Origin of the sequence: Burkholderia cepacia GG4 (genome assembly GCF_000292915.1) — a bacterium.
Taxonomy (GTDB): Bacteria; Pseudomonadota; Gammaproteobacteria; order Burkholderiales; family Burkholderiaceae; genus Burkholderia; species Burkholderia cepacia_D.
Genome location: NC_018514.1, coordinates 2,589,857 through 2,605,096 on the forward strand (window position 1 = coordinate 2,589,857; position 15,240 = coordinate 2,605,096).

Sequence of the window (15,240 nt, forward strand, 5' to 3'; positions counted from 1 at the left end):
CTCGGTCTCCTTAGGCGGCTTGCGATGCACGTTCGGCGGCCAGCTCGGCCGCATGCGCGGCCTGCGGCACTTCGACGACGCGCTGCACGAAAATGCCCGGCGTCACGATGTGTTCCGGGTTCAGTCCGCCGAGCGGCACCACTTCCGACACCTGCACGATCGCGACCTTCGCGGCGCTGGCCATGATCGGCCCGAAGTTGCGCGCGGTCTTGCGATACACCAGGTTGCCCCAGCGATCGCCCTTGTACGCCTTCACCAGCGCGAAATCGGCGTGGATCGGCGTCTCGAACACATACGACTTGCCGTCGATCACGCGCGTTTCCTTGCCTTCCGCGAGCTTCGTGCCGAAGCCCGTCGGCGTGAAGAAGCCGCCGATGCCGGCGCCCGCCGCGCGGATCCGTTCCGCGAGGTTGCCCTGCGGCACGAGTTCCAGCTCGATCTCGCCCGCGCGGTACAGCGCGTCGAACACCTGCGAGTCGCTCTGGCGCGGGAACGAGCAGATGATCTTGCGCACCCGCTTCGCCTTGAGCAGCGCCGCGAGACCCGTCTCGCCGTTACCCGCATTGTTGTTGACGATCGTCAGGCCGCGCGCGCCCTGCTCGATCAGCGCGTCGATCAGCTCGGACGGCATGCCTGCCGTGCCGAAGCCGCCGATCATGATGGTCGCGCCGTCGTGGACGTCCGCGACCGCCGACTGAAGCGATTCGAAAATCTTGTTGACCATGTCTCTTCCTGATACGTACCCGCGGCACGATGCGCGGCCTGTCGAGGGGACACGCGCGTGTCGCGTGCCGCGCCGGAGGCCGTCTTCGACCCTCGGCATTTGTTCGCTAGTCGAACCTAGATTCGATTAGCGAACGATGGCCGATCATAGAGTCGCGCACAGCGCGTTGTCAAGGCGGGATCCCTCGGGGGGTGCCTGGTCGTCGAACGGCAAACCGACGTAGTTTTCGGCCAGCGACTGCGCGGCGGCCCGCGAGCGCGTCACGTACTTCAGCTCGGCAAACTTCAGGCGATTGACGAACGGCGAGTCCTCCGGCGACGCATGCAGCATGTTCGTCATGAAGTACGAGAAGTGCTCGGCGCGCCATACACGTTCGAGACAGGTCGCCGAATAGCGCTCGAGCGGCGTCGCGTCGCCGTTCCGGTAACGCGCGCCCAGCGCGCGGGACAGCGCGCGGACGTCGGCCACCGCGAGGTTCATCCCCTTCGCGCCGGTCGGCGGCACGATGTGCGCGGCGTCGCCGGCCAGGAACAGGCGCCCGTGCTGCATCGTCTCCGACACGAAGCTGCGCATCGGCGTCACGCTCTTCTGCGTGATCCGGCCCTCGGTCGGCGTCCAACCGGTGTCGTTCGAGAAGCGCGTGTGCAATTCGTCCCAGACGCGCGCGTCGGACCATTCGGCGAGGTTTTCGTCGGGCTTGCACTGCAGGTAGAGGCGCGTGACCGTCGGCGAGCGCATCGAGAACAGCGCGAAGCCGTTGTCGTGATGCGCGTAGACGAGTTCGTCGAGCGACGGCGCCGCGTCGGCGAGGATGCCGAGCCACGCGAACGGGTAGACGCGCTCGAACGTGTTCAGCCGCTCGGTGGGAATCGTCTGGCGCGCAATGCCGTGGAAGCCGTCGCAGCCGGCGATGTAGTCGCAGTCGATGCGGTCCGCGCGGCCGTCGGCGTGCTTGAACGTGACGAACGGGTGCTCGCTTTCGACGTCGTGCAGCGCGACGTCGCTGACTTCGAAATGCATCTGGTGGCCGTGCGCGTCACCGGCCGCGATCAGGTCGCGCACGACTTCGTGCTGGCTGTAGACGGTGATCGCGCGGCCTCCCGTAAGCGCGCTCAGGTCGATGCGGTGGCGCTGGCCGGAAAACAGCAGCTCGATGCCGTGATGTTCGAGCCCTTCGCGGCGCATCCGCTCGCCCAGGCCGGCTTCGTTCAGCGTGTCGACGGTGCCCTGCTCCAGCACGCCGGCGCGGATGCGGTTCTCGCAGTATTCGCGCGAACGCGCCTCGACGAGGATGGCATCGACGCCTTGCAGGCGCAGCAGATGGGAAAGCAAAAGGCCGGACGGACCGGCGCCGATGATGGCGACCTGGGTGCGCATTGTTCGTCTCCTGAACATTGGTTCGAGTAATGGAAACCATTTGAGCGCTTTCCCGACTATGCGGCAACGCGATTTAGGAGATAAGTTGTATATGTTTCCCGGATATTGGCCTCACGATGGACGCGCTCGATCTGAACCTCATTCCCTACCTCGTGGCGCTCGACGACACGCGCAACGTCAGCCGCGCCGGCGACCTGCTCGGCGTGAGCCAGCCGCGCGTGAGCACGGCGCTCGGCCGCCTGCGCGAGTACTTCGGCGATCCGCTGTTCGTGCGCACGTCGCGCGGGATGGAGCCGACGCCGCGCGCACTCGCGCTGCTGCCGGCCGCGCGCGACGCGCTCGCGCAGATCGAGCGCGGGCTCGTCGCGCCGCACGACTTCGATCCGGCGGCGAGCACGCATACGTTCTCGATCGCGCTGTCGGACGTCGGCGAGATCGTGTTCCTGCCGAAGCTGCTGCAGGCGTTCGCGACACGCGCGCCGCACGCGAACCTGCGCTCGGTCTCACTCGCGCACGACGAAGTCGGACGCGGCCTCGAAGCCGGCTCGATCGATCTCGCGGTCGGCTACTTCCCCGACCTGGACGGCAACAACTTCTTCCAGCAGCGTCTGTTCACGCACCGGTTCGTGTGCCTGATGCGGCGCGGCCATCCGCTCGAACAGGCGCGTCCGTTCACGGCCGAGCAGTTCCTCGCATGCGGGCACGCGGTGGTGCGTGCCGAAGGGCGCAGCCAGGAGGTACTCGAGAAATACCTCGCGAAGCAGCGCATGCAGCGGCGCGCGGTGCTCGAAACGCCGCACTTCATGAGCCTGCCGTTCATCCTGAGCCGCACCGACCTGATCGCGACGGTGCCGCACGCGATCGGCTATGCGTATGCGGCCGAGCATGCGTTCATCGTGCCGGTCGAGCCGCCGGTGCCGCTGCCGCGCTTCGACCTGAAGCAGCACTGGCATCGCAAGTTCCACAACGATCCGCGCACCGCGTGGCTGCGCGGTGTCGTCGCGTCGCTGTTCAACGACGAGCAGGACGAATGGCCGAAGTGAGCGGCGGGCCGCACGCACGCCTCTCGAAAGCATGAAACAATGGCCGGATATCCGCGCCGCCGCTGGCGGCCGCATTCGATGGAGCAACCAGATGGGTAAAAAAACCGCACGGCCCGAGCCGGCCGCATCCCGGCCGAGCCGGGCAGAAGCCGAGGATGCCGTTCGCGTGTTGCTGCGCTGGGCCGGTGACGATCCCGCCCGCGAAGGCCTGCTCGACACGCCCGCACGCGTCGTGCGCGCGTATGAAGAGTTCTTCGCCGGCTATGCGCTGGAACCGCACGACATCCTTGCGCGCACGTTCAGCGAAGTCGACGGCTACGACGAAATGATCGTGCTGAAGGACATCCGCTTCGAGAGCTACTGCGAGCACCACATGGTGCCGATCATCGGCCGCGCGCACGTCGCGTATCTGCCGAACCATCGCGTCGTCGGTATCTCGAAGCTCGCGCGCCTCGTCGACGCATTCGCGAAGCGCCTGCAGATCCAGGAAAAGATGACCGTGCAGATCGCCGACACGCTGTTCGACGTGCTGCAGCCGAAGGGCGTCGGCGTGATCCTCGAAGCCGCGCACCAGTGCATCTCGACGCGCGGCGTGCACAAGCCCGGCGTCGAGATGGTCACGTCGCGCATGCTCGGCACGTTCCGCACCGATCCGTCGACGCGGCGTGAATTCCTGTCGATCGTCGCGAATCCTTCTTCAGTCAACCTGACGAATACGTAATGCAGTCCACGAAGCAAGCGGCAAACGCGCCCGTCGTGCTCGTGACCGGCGCGGCACGCCGGGCCGGGCGCGCGTTCGCCGAGTATTTCGCCGCACACGGCTATCGCACCGCGGTGCACTACGACCGCTCCGCCGATGCCGCGCATTCGGCGGCCCGCACGATCGCCGAACGCGGGCACGATTCGGTCGCACTGCAGGCCGACCTGTCGGATGCCGCGCAGATCACCGCGCTGATCGACCAGGTCTATGCACGCTTCGGCCGCCTCGACGTGCTGGTCAACAACGCGTCGGTGTTCTGGCAGGACCATTTCCCGAGCTTCGACCTTGCCGCGTTCGACCAGGCATGGGCCGTCAACTGCCGCGCGCCGATCCTGCTCACGCGCGCGTTCTACGAACGGGCTCGCGCAGCCGGCACGCAGGGCGTCGTCGTCAATGTGATCGACCAGAAGATCAAGGAAAACTTCCACCGCGACCATTTCAGCTACACGGTCGCGAAGGCCGCGCTCGGCAACCTCACGCAGATGCTCGCGCTGTCGTCGTCGCCGGTGCTGCGCGTGAATGCGGTGTTCCCCGGGCTGATGCTGCCGAGCGACGACCAGACGCAGGCCGACTTCGAACACGCGAGCCGCGCGTCGACGCCGCTTGCGCGCATCGCCGGCCCCGACGACGTCGCGAGCGCGATCCTGCTGCTCACGGGCAGCGCGTACAACGGCGTGGATTTCGTCGTGGATGCCGGGCAGAACCTGATCCGCGTCGACCAGGACGTGCTGTACAAGCACCGCTCGCCGGCCGGCAAGCACTGACGTTCCGACCGGCGGCGGCAGCGGCCGTGCGTCGCCCTCGCGTGCGGCGTGTCGGGGTGTCGGGGTGTCGGGGTGTCGGGGTGTCGGCGTCGATCGCGCATCGCGGCGCGTACGCACGACAGGCGTCGACGGCTGCGCGGCAGCCCCCGCACGCACGTACCTGCACGGCGCGAACGACGCCCGCGCCGTTCGCGCGCCGCGTTACGGCTTGTCGGCGCTCCCGCCTTCGCGGACCTTGCCCTGCGCGACGCTCGTACCGGGCGGCACGCTGTGCGTGAGCCACACGTTGCCGCCGATGACCGAGCCGCGCCCGATCGTCACGCGGCCGAGGATCGTCGCGCCCGCGTAGATCACCACGTCGTCCTCGACGATCGGATGCCGTGCGTTGCCCTTGACCAGCGTGCCTTCGCCATCGGCCGGGAAACTCTTCGCGCCCAGTGTGACGGCCTGGTACAGGCGCACGCGTTCGCCGATGATCGCGGTTTCGCCGATCACGACACCGGTGCCGTGGTCGATGAAGAAGCTCGGGCCGATCCGCGCGCCCGGATGGATGTCGATGCCGGTGGCCGAGTGCGCAATTTCATTGATGAATCTCGCGAGCAGCGGCACACCAAGCTGGTGCAATGCGTGTGCGAGCCGGTGGTGCATCATCGCGAGCACGCCGGGATAGCACAGCAGGATTTCGGTGATGTGCTGCGCGGCCGGATCGCCCGCGTAGGCGGCCTGGATGTCGCTGACCAGCAGCGCGCGCACCGACGGCAACTGCCGGCCGAACTCGCGCGCGATCTCGAACGCGCGTTCGTCGAGCGCCGCGAACGGCGTGTCCGCATACTCGGGCAGGAACGGCAGCGCGCGGCGAATCTGTTCGGACAGGATTCGCAGCGTGCTTTCGAGCGTATGGCCGACGTAATAATCGACGCTTTCGTCGGTCAGATCCGGCGCGCCGTAGTGCGTCGGAAACATCGACGCGCGCAGGCCGGTGACGATCTTGCAGATCGCGTCGCGCGACGGCAGCTCGCGGATGCCGCGCGGATGACGCGTGCGATGGAGTTCCTCGCGCGACTCGCGCAAGCCGGCAACGATTTCTTCGAGGCCCCACTGACGGGCGGGTGATGTGGACATATGCCAATGCGGGCAGCCGCGCTCGATCGCACGGCCGCTAATAAAGTGACGGGTTCCACAAGATTACCGCGTTTTCGTCCGGCGGCGGCACGCGCGGGGATCGGCCGGACGGCCGATGCTGCCGGCATGCGACGGCGTCAGATCGTGATGCTGCTCGCGTCGATCCAGCGCACCGCCCAGTCGCGCGCGTGCGCGATGGCGTCGCCTTCGTCGTAAAACTGGAGCTCGGTCGGAAAAAAACGGTTCGCGACGAGCTCCCCGTCGCTCGATCGGGAGATCACGACGTAGGGCTTGAACAAACCGTCACCGGCGCGCGCGGGCGCGCAGTTCAACAGATATCCGCGGTGCGTGAAGGCAGTAGTCGCTTGCATGAATCCGCCACCTCTAGTCCCTTGCTTTGTTGTTCACTACCCGTCTTCAGGGTGCTACGGCGTCCCCGGCGCGGGCAGAGGCGGCCAGACCTCTTCCCCTGTCGCCGCTTCGCAGGAAAAGAATCATACTCTGTAGAAAACGGGTGTTCTAGCTCAAATAAATCATGACAAATCAGCGCGCGCCCCGCGACCGCGGCGATCGCCCGCGCGCCTTTTTCCCGTCGTGCCCGGAACGGGATTTGCTTCGATCCGGACCGCTTCGCCGCCAGGAGAGCCGCGATGGAATCGTCAGCTCAAGCGCACCCCGCGCATCCGCGCAGCGTCGAACTGGACAACGACGACACGCACGACAGCACCGTCGACACCGACGGCAAGAATCGCGAGGCGGCGCGTCTCGCGAGCGGTCGCGCATTCTCGCCGGACCAGATCACGCACAGCAACGCGTCGCTCGTCAACGCGATGCCCGAAGCCGGCGACGGCTTCGCCGGCTTCGACAGCCGGCCCGGCGGCAATCACCCGGCGTTCGCGCTGCGTGAAGGCTACATGGTGATCGAGAAGGGTTTCGACGCGCCGTCGCACGCAGGAGACGAACCTTTCGGCCCGGTTCACCGGATGTACGGCAGTGCGTACTGGCCCGGTCATAGCCGGCGGCCGGAACGCGTGATCGAAATCACGGCGATGCCGAGGTAGCGCGCGGCGGTTGAATCGATCGTTCGTTTGCCGGGTTGAATCGGGACCGATGGCCGACGGTCGATGGAAGCGGATCGGCGCGCGTTCGCGCGCCGTTTGTTCGTTCGCGCGCACGCTGCGCGATCGTCCGAATCGGTATTGGTATCGATATCAACGTCGGTTTTGGTGCGAAATTCGCGGTTTCGCAACGTCGAGCATCGAATTCCGGTCGACGCCGATGCACAGGCGTTGATCGACGTCATGTTGTCGCGACGCGATTGCGCTTCAATGGATGGCAATGCGCGCGGTTGACCGGAACGGTCGTCGGCATGCGTTCGCATGCATCGACGAGGCGGAGCCGCGGCCAGGGCGCGTTCGCATGGCAGGCCATCGGACGATGCCGGTGCAACCGTTACCGACGACGCTGCGCGATCCGCACGGCGTTCGCGCTGTCATTGCGCGGTTAGCCGTCGCGCGCCATCGTCCGGACGGCGGATGCCATGCTGCGCTCCACACGCACATTGGGCACATCGCGCAACACAGCATGCAGCGCGCGCATGGCCCGCGATCGCAGCACGTCGCCGCGACGCCGGAAACGCCGCGATCGCGACGGCCGGCACGTCGCTGCAAAGTCCCTGCCGTTGGTTTACCCTGCCTCGCAGCAACGCACGACCCGCTCGGTCGTTCGGCCGACTTCTGTTCAACCCGCCACTCGGAGACACTATGTACAAGCGCATTCTGGTTGCCATCGACGGCAGCGACACGTCCCGCCATGCGTTCGACGCCGCACTCGCGCTCGCGAAGGAGCACGGCGCGGAGCTGCGGCCGTTCTACGTCGTCGAGAACGCCGCGATCTACTACAACGTGCCGGGCTACGACCCGTCCGTGCTGCGCGACCAGCTCGTCGCGCAGGGCAATGCGCTCGCGGCAGATTTCACCAAGCTGATGCAGGCGGCCGGCGTGACGGGTGAGACGCTGATGAGCGAGGCGTCGTCGCTCCACGACGTGTCGACGCTGATCCTCGACGGCGCGAAGGCGTTCGACGCCGATCTGCTCGTGCTCGGCACGCACGGCCGCCGCGGGTTCCGCCGCCTCGTGCTCGGCAGCATCGCCGAACAGTGCGTGCGCCATGCGACGCTGCCCGTGCTGCTGATCCCGGCTGCCGCGCACGTCGACGAACAGGAAAGCTGAACAACGTCGGCGCATGCATCGCGCACCGCGCACGAGCCACGGCATGCGCGCGCGGTCGCGACGTTTTGTCACCCGACAGCCGCAACTTGCGGTGGGACAATGATTCCGTCGATTCAACGCCGGAGAAAACGATCATGCTGACGCCCGTCGCCACACGTCCCGCCGCCCCGCCCCATGCAGGCAGCTGGGCTCCCCGCCAGGCCCCGCACTGCTCGTCATGCGCGATGCGCCACCTGTGCATGCCGCAGGGCCTCGCACCCGAAGCGCTCAGCCGCCTCGAGACGGTCATCTGCGCGGCACGCCCGGTCAAGCGCGGCGAAGCGCTGTTCCGCGAAGGCGACACGTTCGACAACCTGTACGCGGTGCGCTCGGGTTCGCTGAAAACCGTCGCCACGCGCCACGACGGCCGCGAGCAGGTCACCGGCCTGCACCTCGCGGGCGAAGCGCTCGGCCTCGACGGCATCTGCGACGACACGCACCCGCGCACCGCGGTCGCGCTGGAAGACAGCTCCGTCTGCGTGATCCCGTACAGCGCGCTCAAGTCGCTGTGCTCGGAAGCCGGCTCGATGCAGCTGCGCATGCACAAGCTGATGAGCGAGCAGATCGTGCGCGAAACGTCGCAGACGATGCTGCTCGGTTCGCTGAACGCCGAAGAGCGCGTCGCCGCGTTCCTGCTCGACGTATCGGCGCGCTACCTGAAGCGCGGCTACTCGCCGTCGGAATTCAACCTGCGGATGACGCGCGAAGACATCGGCAGCTACCTCGGCATGACGCTCGAAACGGTCAGCCGCACGCTGTCGAAGTTCCAGAAGCGCGGCCTGATCGAAATGCAGGGCCGCCACGTGCAGATCGTCGACTTCGACGGCCTGCATCACGTCTGAACCCGCGCGGCGCACGTTACGCGCCGCCGCCCGCCTCTCCCGCTCCGATCAGTCGAGAAACAGCGCAGCGCGCGCCTTCAGCGCCGCGCTGAAATCGTCGAGCCAGCCGATCGACAGGCGCCAGCTCTGCCAGTAGAGCTCGATGTCGACGGTCCGTCCGCGCGACATGTCGACCAGCTCGCCCGCCGCCAACTGGCGATCGACCATCCGGTCCGGGCACATCCCCCATCCCAGCCCCGTTTCGCACGCGCGCAGATAGCCGGCGACGTGCGGTATCCAGTGTTGCGGCGGATCGAGCTCCGCGCGCGTCACGCGCCGGATGAAACGCGCCTGCAAGCCGTCCTTCGGATTGAACATCACGCACGGCGCGCGGCGCAGCGCATCGCGCGTAATGCCCGCGCCGAAATAGCGCTCGTAGAACGCCGGCGAACAGACCGCACGATAGCGGATGCGCCCCAGCCGCGTCGACCGGCATCCCTGGATCGGCTCGGCCTGCGCGGTCACCGCGCCCTGCACGCTGCCGTCGCGAATGCGCGCGGCCGTGTAGTCCTGGTCGTCGATCACGAGGTCGAGCAAGGTCTCGCGCTCCGTGCAGAACGGCCCGACAGCGTCGATGAACCAGGTCGCGACGCTGTCGTCGTTGACCGCCACGCGCAAGGTCGGCCAGGCGCTCGCGATCTGGCCCGGCAATGCGGGCATCCGGCCGCCCAGTTCGGCCTCGAGCAACTGCACGCGCTCGGTATGCCGGCACAGCAGCGCCCCCGACGTGGTCGCGACGCACGGCTGCCCGCGCCTGACCAGCACGCTGCCGACGCGCTCCTCCAGCAGCTTCACGCGCTGCGACACCGCCGACGGCGTGACATTCAACTCCTTGGCCGCCCGTTCGAACGAGCCGTGCCGGATCACGGCCGCAAGGGCGTCGAGCAACGCGTAGTCGAGCATTAGATTTCCTTAATCGACATTAGGTGAATTAGCTTCTCTTATTCCCAAGCTGACCGCAGACTAGCGCCAACCGATTCACCCGTCTACTGCTTCGATTCCCCATCATGAACTGGATCGCTTTTTCCCACGGCGCCGCCCTGTGCGGGTCGCTCATCGTCACCATCGGCGCGCAGAACGCATTCGTGCTCCGGCAAGGCATCATGCGCTCGCATGTCGGCAAGATCGTGCTGCTGTGCGCGCTGTCCGACATGATCCTGATCGGCGCGGGCGTCGGCGGCGCGTCGGTGCTCGTCGAGCGCTACCCGACCTTCGTCCACGCGGTACTGTACGTCGGCCTCGCATATCTCGCGTGGTTCGGCATCAACGCGCTGCGCCGCGCGTTCAAGCCCGGACACGAAACGCTCGACGTCCGCGGCGACGCGGTCGCGCCGCCGCCGCAGAGCGCGGTCGCGATCGTGCTGATGACGCTCGCGTTCACCTGGCTCAACCCGCATGTGTATCTCGACACGTTCCTGCTGATCGGCACGGCCGGTGCGCGCGAACCGGAAGGCACGCGGCTTGCGTTCGCGATCGGCGCGATGTCGGTCAGCGTCGTGTGGTTCCTTGGGCTCGGATACGGTGCGCGGCTGCTCGCGCCGTGGTTCCGCAAGGCCGTTGCGTGGCGCGTGCTGGATGGCGCGATCGGCAGCATGGTGCTGTTTCTGGCGGCCGTGCAGTTGCGGTAACGGGTTGGGGCGCTGATTGATCGCGGGCGGCAACTTGCCGCCCGTTTTTCGTTCCGCTCCCGCGTCGTGCTGCAATACGCCCGGTTTCCGCCTGTATCTCCTCCAGCCGCCACGCCCCCGCCGCCGCAAAAATCAGTTCCCGATCGAACGCAGCCGCACGGATCATCCACGTAACGGACGATTCGTCCGCCATCGGCTGCAATCCCCCCGTCTTCACGGCCGCGCGCCCCCTGCACGAATCCGGTCGATCGGCGAGAATGTCCAGCGTCCCGCGACAACGGCGCAAGCGCTCCACCCAACCGCCGTCCCGTCGCATTCATCCCGGCCAATCCCGTCGTTCCAACCCGTCACCCCTCAGATCCGGAGAACAACATGGCACTACGCACCCTCGGCACGTCGGACCTCCAGGTTTCCCCGCTCGCCTTCGGCGGCAACGTGTTCGGCTGGACCGTCGACGAGAACGCATCGTTTGCGCTGCTCGACGCGCTCGCCGACGCCGGCATCAATTTCATCGACACGGCCGACGTCTATTCGGCATGGGCGCCCGGCAACAGCGGCGGCGAATCGGAAACGATCATCGGCAAGTGGCTCAAGCGCTCGGGCAAGCGCGAGCAGGTCGTGATCGCGACCAAGGTCGGCCTGCTCGCGGCGCGCGCGGGGCTGACCAGGGACAACATCCTGAAGGCTGCCGACGATTCGCTGCGCCGCCTGCAAACCGACTACATCGACCTGTATTTCTCACACCGCGATCTCGCCGACACGGCTCCGCTCGAGGAAACGCTCGGCGCATACCAGACGCTGATCGACGCGGGCAAGGTGCGCATCATCGGCGCGTCGAACTACAGCGGCGCACGCCTGCGCGAAGCCGCCGACCTGAGCAAGCGCGACGACCTGCCCGCGTACCAGGTGATCCAGCCGGAATACAACCTGATCGATCGCGCCGCGTACGAACGCGATCTCGAGCCGGTCGTGCGCGACCTGAAGCTCGGCGTCGTCAACTACTACGCGCTCGCGAGCGGCTTCCTGTCGGGCAAGTACCGCAGCGAGGCCGACCTGAAGAAGAGCGTGCGCGGCGATCGCGTCGCCGGCTATCTCGACGCGCGCGGGCTGCGCATTCTCGCGGCACTCGACGACGTGTCGGCCAAGCATGGCACGCAGCCGGCCGCGATCGCGCTCGCATGGCAGATCGCACGCCCGTCGATCACCGCGCCGATCGCGAGTGCGACGTCGCTCGCGCAGCTCGAATTGCTCGGCGAAGCGATCCGCGTGCGGCTCGACGACGAAGATATCCGCAAGATCGACGAGGCCAGCGCGGTCTGAGGTTGTCCACGGCGGGCTGGCGGCTGGCATCGCGAAGTGTTGCGGTTCCAGCCGTCGGCTCGCGTCACGCGCTACCTGCAAACGTCAGAAGCGAATGGTCACCGATTTTGGCTCGGTGTACGCGTCGATGAACGACGAGCCGTACTCGCGGCCGACACCGGAGCCCTTCGCACCGCCGAAAGGAACGGCCGGATCGACGAGCGTATGCATGTTCACCCACACGGTGCCGGCTTCGATGCGCGGCACGTAACGCAGGGCCTTCGAAAGATCGTTCGTCCACAGGCTGGCGGTCAGCCCGAACGGCGTGTCGTTCATCATCGCGATCAGTTCTTCCTCATCGTCGAACGGCACGAATGCGCCGACCGGCCCGAAGATCTCCTTGCGGTACGACGCCGATTGCAGCGAGCGCGGCAGCACGATCGTCGGCTTCACGTAAAAGCCGTCACGCGCATACGCGCCGCCGCCCGTGACGATCGTGTCGCCTTCCGTACGCGCGAGCTCGAACGCGTCGAGGCACTTGCGAAACTGCGGTTCGTTGCAGACCGGGCCGATCATCCCGGCGTCGTCCATCGGATCGGCCGGCTGGAAGCTGTCGAGGCGTGCCTTCATCTTCTCGACCACCTCGTCGAACTTCGAACGATGCACGAAGAAGCGCTCAGCCGACGCGCACACCTGCCCGCTATGCAGGAACCCGGCCTCGACGATGCCGTCGAGGATCTTGTCGACCGGCGTATCCGGCAGGAACGCAGCCGCGTTCTTGCCGCCCAGTTCGAGCGTGAAGCGCGTGAAGTTCGCGTTGACGGCTTCCTCGCCAATGATGCGGCCGGTCGGCACCGAGCCCGTGAACGACACCTTCGCCACGCGCGGATCGCGGATCACCTGCGCGCCGACCTGGCCGGTGCCGTTGATCACGTTGAGCGTGCCGGGCGGCAGCCCGGCTTCGGTCGCCAGCTCGGCGATGCGCAGCATCGTGAGCGGCGTGAACTCCGACGACTTGATGAGCACCGTGTTGCCGGTCGCGAGCGCCGCACCGAATTTCCACACCGGGATCATCACCGGAAAATTCCACGGAATGATCCCGAACACGACCCCCAGCGGCTCGCGCAGCGTGAACGACGTGTAGCGCTCGCCGTTCATGCTCGGATACGACGGGGCGAGCGTTTCGCCCGCGATCTTGGTGGCCCAGCCCGCGTAATAGCGCAGCCAGCGAGCCGACCAGCCGACCTCGATCACGCGCGACAGCCCGATGAGCTTGCCCGACTGCGCGGTTTCGATCTGCGCGAGCGCTTCCCCGTGTGCGTCGATCAGGTCCGCGAAGCGCAGCAGGATGCGCTCGCGATCGGCCGGCGTCAGGCTCGCCCACTCGCCGCGGAACGCGCGATGGGACGACGCGATCGCGGTTTCGACGTCGTCGTCGGTCGCCTGCGCGACGGAGCCGATCACCGCGTGCGTCGCCGGATCGCGTACCTCGATCCGTTCGCCACGGCCGGCAACCGCGCGGCCGTCGATGTAATGCCCGTGTTCGCGCGCGAGAAACGCCCTGACTTCGTCCAGCATCCGAACCAGTGCCATCTGTATTCCTCCGGAAATCGAAATTGAGTGAAAGGCCCGGCTTGCCGGCCGCTCGTCGATTCTAGGGACGCGTCGCATGCGCCGATCGGCGTTGCGTGCACACTTTTGGCTTCAGCGTGCAGATCGGCATGGCGCAGCGGCTTCCTTGTAGAAACCACCATTGACGCTGCGGGCCCATGCTCCCGACAATGGCGACGTCTCATTCTGCGTCCTGGCCGTTTGCATCAAGCCCGACGCGTTCCCTGGCCCTCTCCCTCTTCCGGCAATGGCACACGAACTCGTCGTCGACGCCAGCAGCAGCCGCAGCGCGAATCTGCGGGACCTGATCGCGGACAGCTTCCTGCCGCTGGTCTTTCACGACACCGGCCCGCTGTTCCGGATGTCGGCGCGGGTGGCCACGGTCGGCGGCCTGCGCATGGCCGACGTCGACACCACCGCGATCCGCGTCGATCGCGATCGCTCGCTCGCGTCGCGCGCCGACAGCGACTGCTACAAGATTCTGTTCCAGATCACCGGGCAAAGCCGCGTCACGCAGCGCAACGCGACGTCGACCGTCAGTCCCGGCGGGTGGGTGATCTACGATGCGACGCAGCCGTACACGATCGAATCCGCGAACGCGTCGCGCTTCGTTGCTGCGCTGACGCCGCCGAGAAGCGGCACGATGTGGCGCTGGTTCGTGGAGCGCGCGGGCGTGCAGGTGCGCAAGACCGTCGGCAATGCGCAACTGGCCCTTCAATCGATCCGTTACCTGATGGACGGGCAGGTGCCGAACGATCCGGAAAGCCTGTTCGGCTTCGAGCAGTCGACGCTGATGCTGCTCGATTCGGTGATCCGCCGCGAGGCGAGCGAGTCGCTGACCGGCGCCGATGCGCGCAGCGCGACCTTGCGGATGAATGCGGAAATCTATCTGTCGCACCACTACAGCGATCCCGATCTATCGCCGGACAAGCTGGCGAGCGCGCTGAACGTGTCGCGGCGCACGCTGTACAGCGCGCTGGCCGCAACCGAGCGGACGCCACAGAGCCTGATCCAGGAATACCGGCTACAGGCGAGCCGGCGTGCGCTGGAGGATCCGGCGGATTCCAACCGCACGTTGCTGGAGCTTGCGATCGCGTGCGGGTTTTCGGACATCACGCATTTCGGGCGGGCGTTCAAGGCGCGGTTCGGGTGTAGTCCTGGGGCATATCGTGTCGCACACCGAAATATGTCGGGGGAGTGACGCGATTCATCGTGTGGTATCGCGTGGCATGAATCGGTCCGCGAACGAATCCGGCATCGCCGCCTGAAGCCGAATCATGTGCCGCAGCTTCAACCGCACTGTGTAGTCGATGCACCGGTCACGACTTTCGCGCCGTGGCAACGCGCGCCACCTTCGATAACGTAGCGCCGTTGACCCGAAGCATCTCCATGCGGACCCACGCCGGGATTCCCGACTGCCCATCTGCCGGTCGATGGTGCGCGCGCGAGCCGCCGCCATGCCAATGAGACAGGGCTCACGATTGGCGAAGTGCTCAAGAAAATCGCTGCGACGAAGCTGCCTGTCGAACACCTCGCCGGTGTCCGCAGCGATCCGGCGCAGTTGGAAGACCCGCTTGGCGATGTCTACGCCTACGACTGTCGGTTCCATTTGCGTTCTCCTGATTGAACGACACCTCATGATGCGATGGGGAGGCGTCCATACCATTTTTGCCGAGCATCCGCTGCAGCTCACGAATCTGCTTGAGCGCGTCGGCCAGTTCCGAGGCCGGAACTACTTCCTCGCCAGCCTTGGGCTGCTCC

The 15,240-nt window shown here is 66.6% G+C and carries 16 protein-coding genes and 1 pseudogene; 9 read left to right on the plus strand and 8 right to left on the minus strand.

The window, feature by feature from the left end:
* Positions 1 to 10 precede the first annotated feature (10 nt).
* Together GEM_RS27330 and pobA are read right to left on the minus strand one after the other, a co-directional pair.
* On the minus strand, positions 11 to 724 hold the full coding sequence (locus tag GEM_RS27330) for a 3-oxoacid CoA-transferase subunit A (protein WP_014900666.1): 714 nt from the start codon (positions 722 to 724) through the stop codon (positions 11 to 13).
* Between the two features lie 144 nt (positions 725 to 868).
* Entirely contained in the window at positions 869 to 2,101 is a 1,233-nt protein-coding gene (gene pobA / locus GEM_RS27335; RefSeq protein ID WP_014900667.1) for a 4-hydroxybenzoate 3-monooxygenase, read from the minus strand.
* A 116-nt stretch (positions 2,102 to 2,217) separates the two neighbouring features.
* Between pobA and GEM_RS27340 the strand changes: the two genes are divergently transcribed.
* The 3 genes from GEM_RS27340 (at position 2,218) to GEM_RS27350 (ending at position 4,668) form a co-directional block, all read left to right on the plus strand.
* Positions 2,218 to 3,144, plus strand: a complete 927-nt coding sequence (locus GEM_RS27340; RefSeq protein ID WP_014900668.1) for a LysR family transcriptional regulator — start codon at positions 2,218 to 2,220, stop codon at positions 3,142 to 3,144.
* Between the two features lie 91 nt (positions 3,145 to 3,235).
* Positions 3,236 to 3,865: a GTP cyclohydrolase I FolE gene (folE, locus tag GEM_RS27345; protein ID WP_014900669.1), complete on the plus strand. Its 630-nt coding sequence runs from the start codon at positions 3,236 to 3,238 to the stop codon at positions 3,863 to 3,865.
* Complete coding sequence (locus tag GEM_RS27350; protein ID WP_014900670.1) at positions 3,865 to 4,668, plus strand: SDR family oxidoreductase; 804 nt, start codon at positions 3,865 to 3,867, stop codon at positions 4,666 to 4,668. The genes folE and GEM_RS27350 overlap by 1 nt, the downstream gene beginning before the upstream one ends.
* Before the next feature lie 201 nt (positions 4,669 to 4,869).
* Here the strand turns inward: GEM_RS27350 and epsC are convergent, their stop codons facing one another.
* Positions 4,870 to 5,790, minus strand: a complete 921-nt coding sequence (gene epsC, locus GEM_RS27355; RefSeq protein ID WP_014900671.1) for a serine O-acetyltransferase EpsC — start codon at positions 5,788 to 5,790, stop codon at positions 4,870 to 4,872.
* Between the two features lie 137 nt (positions 5,791 to 5,927).
* On the minus strand, positions 5,928 to 6,161 hold the full coding sequence (locus tag GEM_RS27360; RefSeq protein WP_014900672.1) for a hypothetical protein: 234 nt from the start codon (positions 6,159 to 6,161) through the stop codon (positions 5,928 to 5,930).
* A 279-nt stretch (positions 6,162 to 6,440) separates the two neighbouring features.
* Between GEM_RS27360 and GEM_RS27365 the strand changes: the two genes are divergently transcribed.
* Entirely contained in the window at positions 6,441 to 6,851 is a 411-nt protein-coding gene (locus tag GEM_RS27365; protein WP_014900673.1) for a DUF3005 domain-containing protein, read from the plus strand.
* On the opposite strand, the gene GEM_RS31630 is transcribed toward GEM_RS27365, so the two are convergent.
* Positions 6,800 to 7,093 (minus strand): hypothetical protein, encoded by a 294-nt coding sequence (locus GEM_RS31630; protein WP_148283900.1) that lies wholly within the window; start codon positions 7,091 to 7,093, stop codon positions 6,800 to 6,802. The genes GEM_RS27365 and GEM_RS31630 overlap by 52 nt on opposite strands.
* Before the next feature lie 460 nt (positions 7,094 to 7,553).
* On the opposite strand from GEM_RS31630, the gene GEM_RS27375 reads away from it, so the two are divergent.
* Together GEM_RS27375 and fnr are read left to right on the plus strand one after the other, a co-directional pair.
* On the plus strand, positions 7,554 to 8,021 hold the full coding sequence (locus GEM_RS27375; RefSeq protein ID WP_014900674.1) for a universal stress protein: 468 nt from the start codon (positions 7,554 to 7,556) through the stop codon (positions 8,019 to 8,021).
* A 134-nt stretch (positions 8,022 to 8,155) separates the two neighbouring features.
* Positions 8,156 to 8,902: a fumarate/nitrate reduction transcriptional regulator Fnr gene (fnr, locus tag GEM_RS27380; RefSeq protein ID WP_014900675.1), complete on the plus strand. Its 747-nt coding sequence runs from the start codon at positions 8,156 to 8,158 to the stop codon at positions 8,900 to 8,902.
* Between the two features lie 48 nt (positions 8,903 to 8,950).
* Here the strand turns inward: fnr and GEM_RS27385 are convergent, their stop codons facing one another.
* Positions 8,951 to 9,844, minus strand: coding sequence for a LysR family transcriptional regulator ArgP (locus GEM_RS27385; protein WP_014900676.1), 894 nt, complete (start codon positions 9,842 to 9,844; stop codon positions 8,951 to 8,953).
* 104 nt (positions 9,845 to 9,948) lie between these two features.
* Between GEM_RS27385 and GEM_RS27390 the strand changes: the two genes are divergently transcribed.
* Together GEM_RS27390 and GEM_RS27395 are read left to right on the plus strand one after the other, a co-directional pair.
* Entirely contained in the window at positions 9,949 to 10,569 is a 621-nt protein-coding gene (locus GEM_RS27390; RefSeq protein ID WP_014900677.1) for a LysE/ArgO family amino acid transporter, read from the plus strand.
* Between the two features lie 372 nt (positions 10,570 to 10,941).
* A complete protein-coding gene (locus GEM_RS27395) occupies positions 10,942 to 11,889 on the plus strand; it encodes an aldo/keto reductase (protein WP_014900678.1) in 948 nt (315 codons plus the stop codon).
* 84 nt (positions 11,890 to 11,973) lie between these two features.
* Here the strand turns inward: GEM_RS27395 and GEM_RS27400 are convergent, their stop codons facing one another.
* Positions 11,974 to 13,461, minus strand: a complete 1,488-nt coding sequence (locus GEM_RS27400) for an NAD-dependent phenylacetaldehyde dehydrogenase (protein ID WP_014900679.1) — start codon at positions 13,459 to 13,461, stop codon at positions 11,974 to 11,976.
* A gap of 265 nt (positions 13,462 to 13,726) precedes the next feature.
* Between GEM_RS27400 and GEM_RS27405 the strand changes: the two genes are divergently transcribed.
* Entirely contained in the window at positions 13,727 to 14,680 is a 954-nt protein-coding gene (locus GEM_RS27405) for a helix-turn-helix domain-containing protein (protein WP_014900680.1), read from the plus strand.
* Between the two features lie 249 nt (positions 14,681 to 14,929).
* Here GEM_RS27405 and GEM_RS31635 read toward each other — a convergent pair.
* A pseudogene (locus GEM_RS31635) lies at positions 14,930 to 15,088 on the minus strand (IS110 family transposase); the annotation flags it as partial.
* Positions 15,089 to 15,240: the final 152 nt, after the last annotated feature.

What these genes read in the sequence shown, in the direction of transcription:
- GEM_RS27395 (WP_014900678.1), top strand. Translation starts at nt 10,942, where the DNA reads ATGGCACTACGCACCCTCGGCACGTCGGACCTCCAGGTTTCCCCGCTC.
- GEM_RS27405 (WP_014900680.1), top strand. Translation starts at nt 13,727, where the DNA reads ATGGCACACGAACTCGTCGTCGACGCCAGCAGCAGCCGCAGCGCGAAT.
- GEM_RS27385 (WP_014900676.1), bottom strand. Translation starts at nt 9,844, where the DNA reads ATGCTCGACTACGCGTTGCTCGACGCCCTTGCGGCCGTGATCCGGCAC.
- GEM_RS27330 (WP_014900666.1), bottom strand. Translation starts at nt 724, where the DNA reads ATGGTCAACAAGATTTTCGAATCGCTTCAGTCGGCGGTCGCGGACGTC.
- GEM_RS27350 (WP_014900670.1), top strand. Translation starts at nt 3,865, where the DNA reads ATGCAGTCCACGAAGCAAGCGGCAAACGCGCCCGTCGTGCTCGTGACC.
- GEM_RS31630 (WP_148283900.1), bottom strand. Translation starts at nt 7,093, where the DNA reads ATGACGTCGATCAACGCCTGTGCATCGGCGTCGACCGGAATTCGATGC.
- GEM_RS27400 (WP_014900679.1), bottom strand. Translation starts at nt 13,461, where the DNA reads ATGGCACTGGTTCGGATGCTGGACGAAGTCAGGGCGTTTCTCGCGCGC.
- GEM_RS27360 (WP_014900672.1), bottom strand. Translation starts at nt 6,161, where the DNA reads ATGCAAGCGACTACTGCCTTCACGCACCGCGGATATCTGTTGAACTGC.
- GEM_RS27390 (WP_014900677.1), top strand. Translation starts at nt 9,949, where the DNA reads ATGAACTGGATCGCTTTTTCCCACGGCGCCGCCCTGTGCGGGTCGCTC.
- epsC (WP_014900671.1), bottom strand. Translation starts at nt 5,790, where the DNA reads ATGTCCACATCACCCGCCCGTCAGTGGGGCCTCGAAGAAATCGTTGCC.
- fnr (WP_014900675.1), top strand. Translation starts at nt 8,156, where the DNA reads ATGCTGACGCCCGTCGCCACACGTCCCGCCGCCCCGCCCCATGCAGGC.
- GEM_RS27365 (WP_014900673.1), top strand. Translation starts at nt 6,441, where the DNA reads ATGGAATCGTCAGCTCAAGCGCACCCCGCGCATCCGCGCAGCGTCGAA.
- GEM_RS27375 (WP_014900674.1), top strand. Translation starts at nt 7,554, where the DNA reads ATGTACAAGCGCATTCTGGTTGCCATCGACGGCAGCGACACGTCCCGC.
- GEM_RS27340 (WP_014900668.1), top strand. Translation starts at nt 2,218, where the DNA reads ATGGACGCGCTCGATCTGAACCTCATTCCCTACCTCGTGGCGCTCGAC.
- pobA (WP_014900667.1), bottom strand. Translation starts at nt 2,101, where the DNA reads ATGCGCACCCAGGTCGCCATCATCGGCGCCGGTCCGTCCGGCCTTTTG.
- folE (WP_014900669.1), top strand. Translation starts at nt 3,236, where the DNA reads ATGGGTAAAAAAACCGCACGGCCCGAGCCGGCCGCATCCCGGCCGAGC.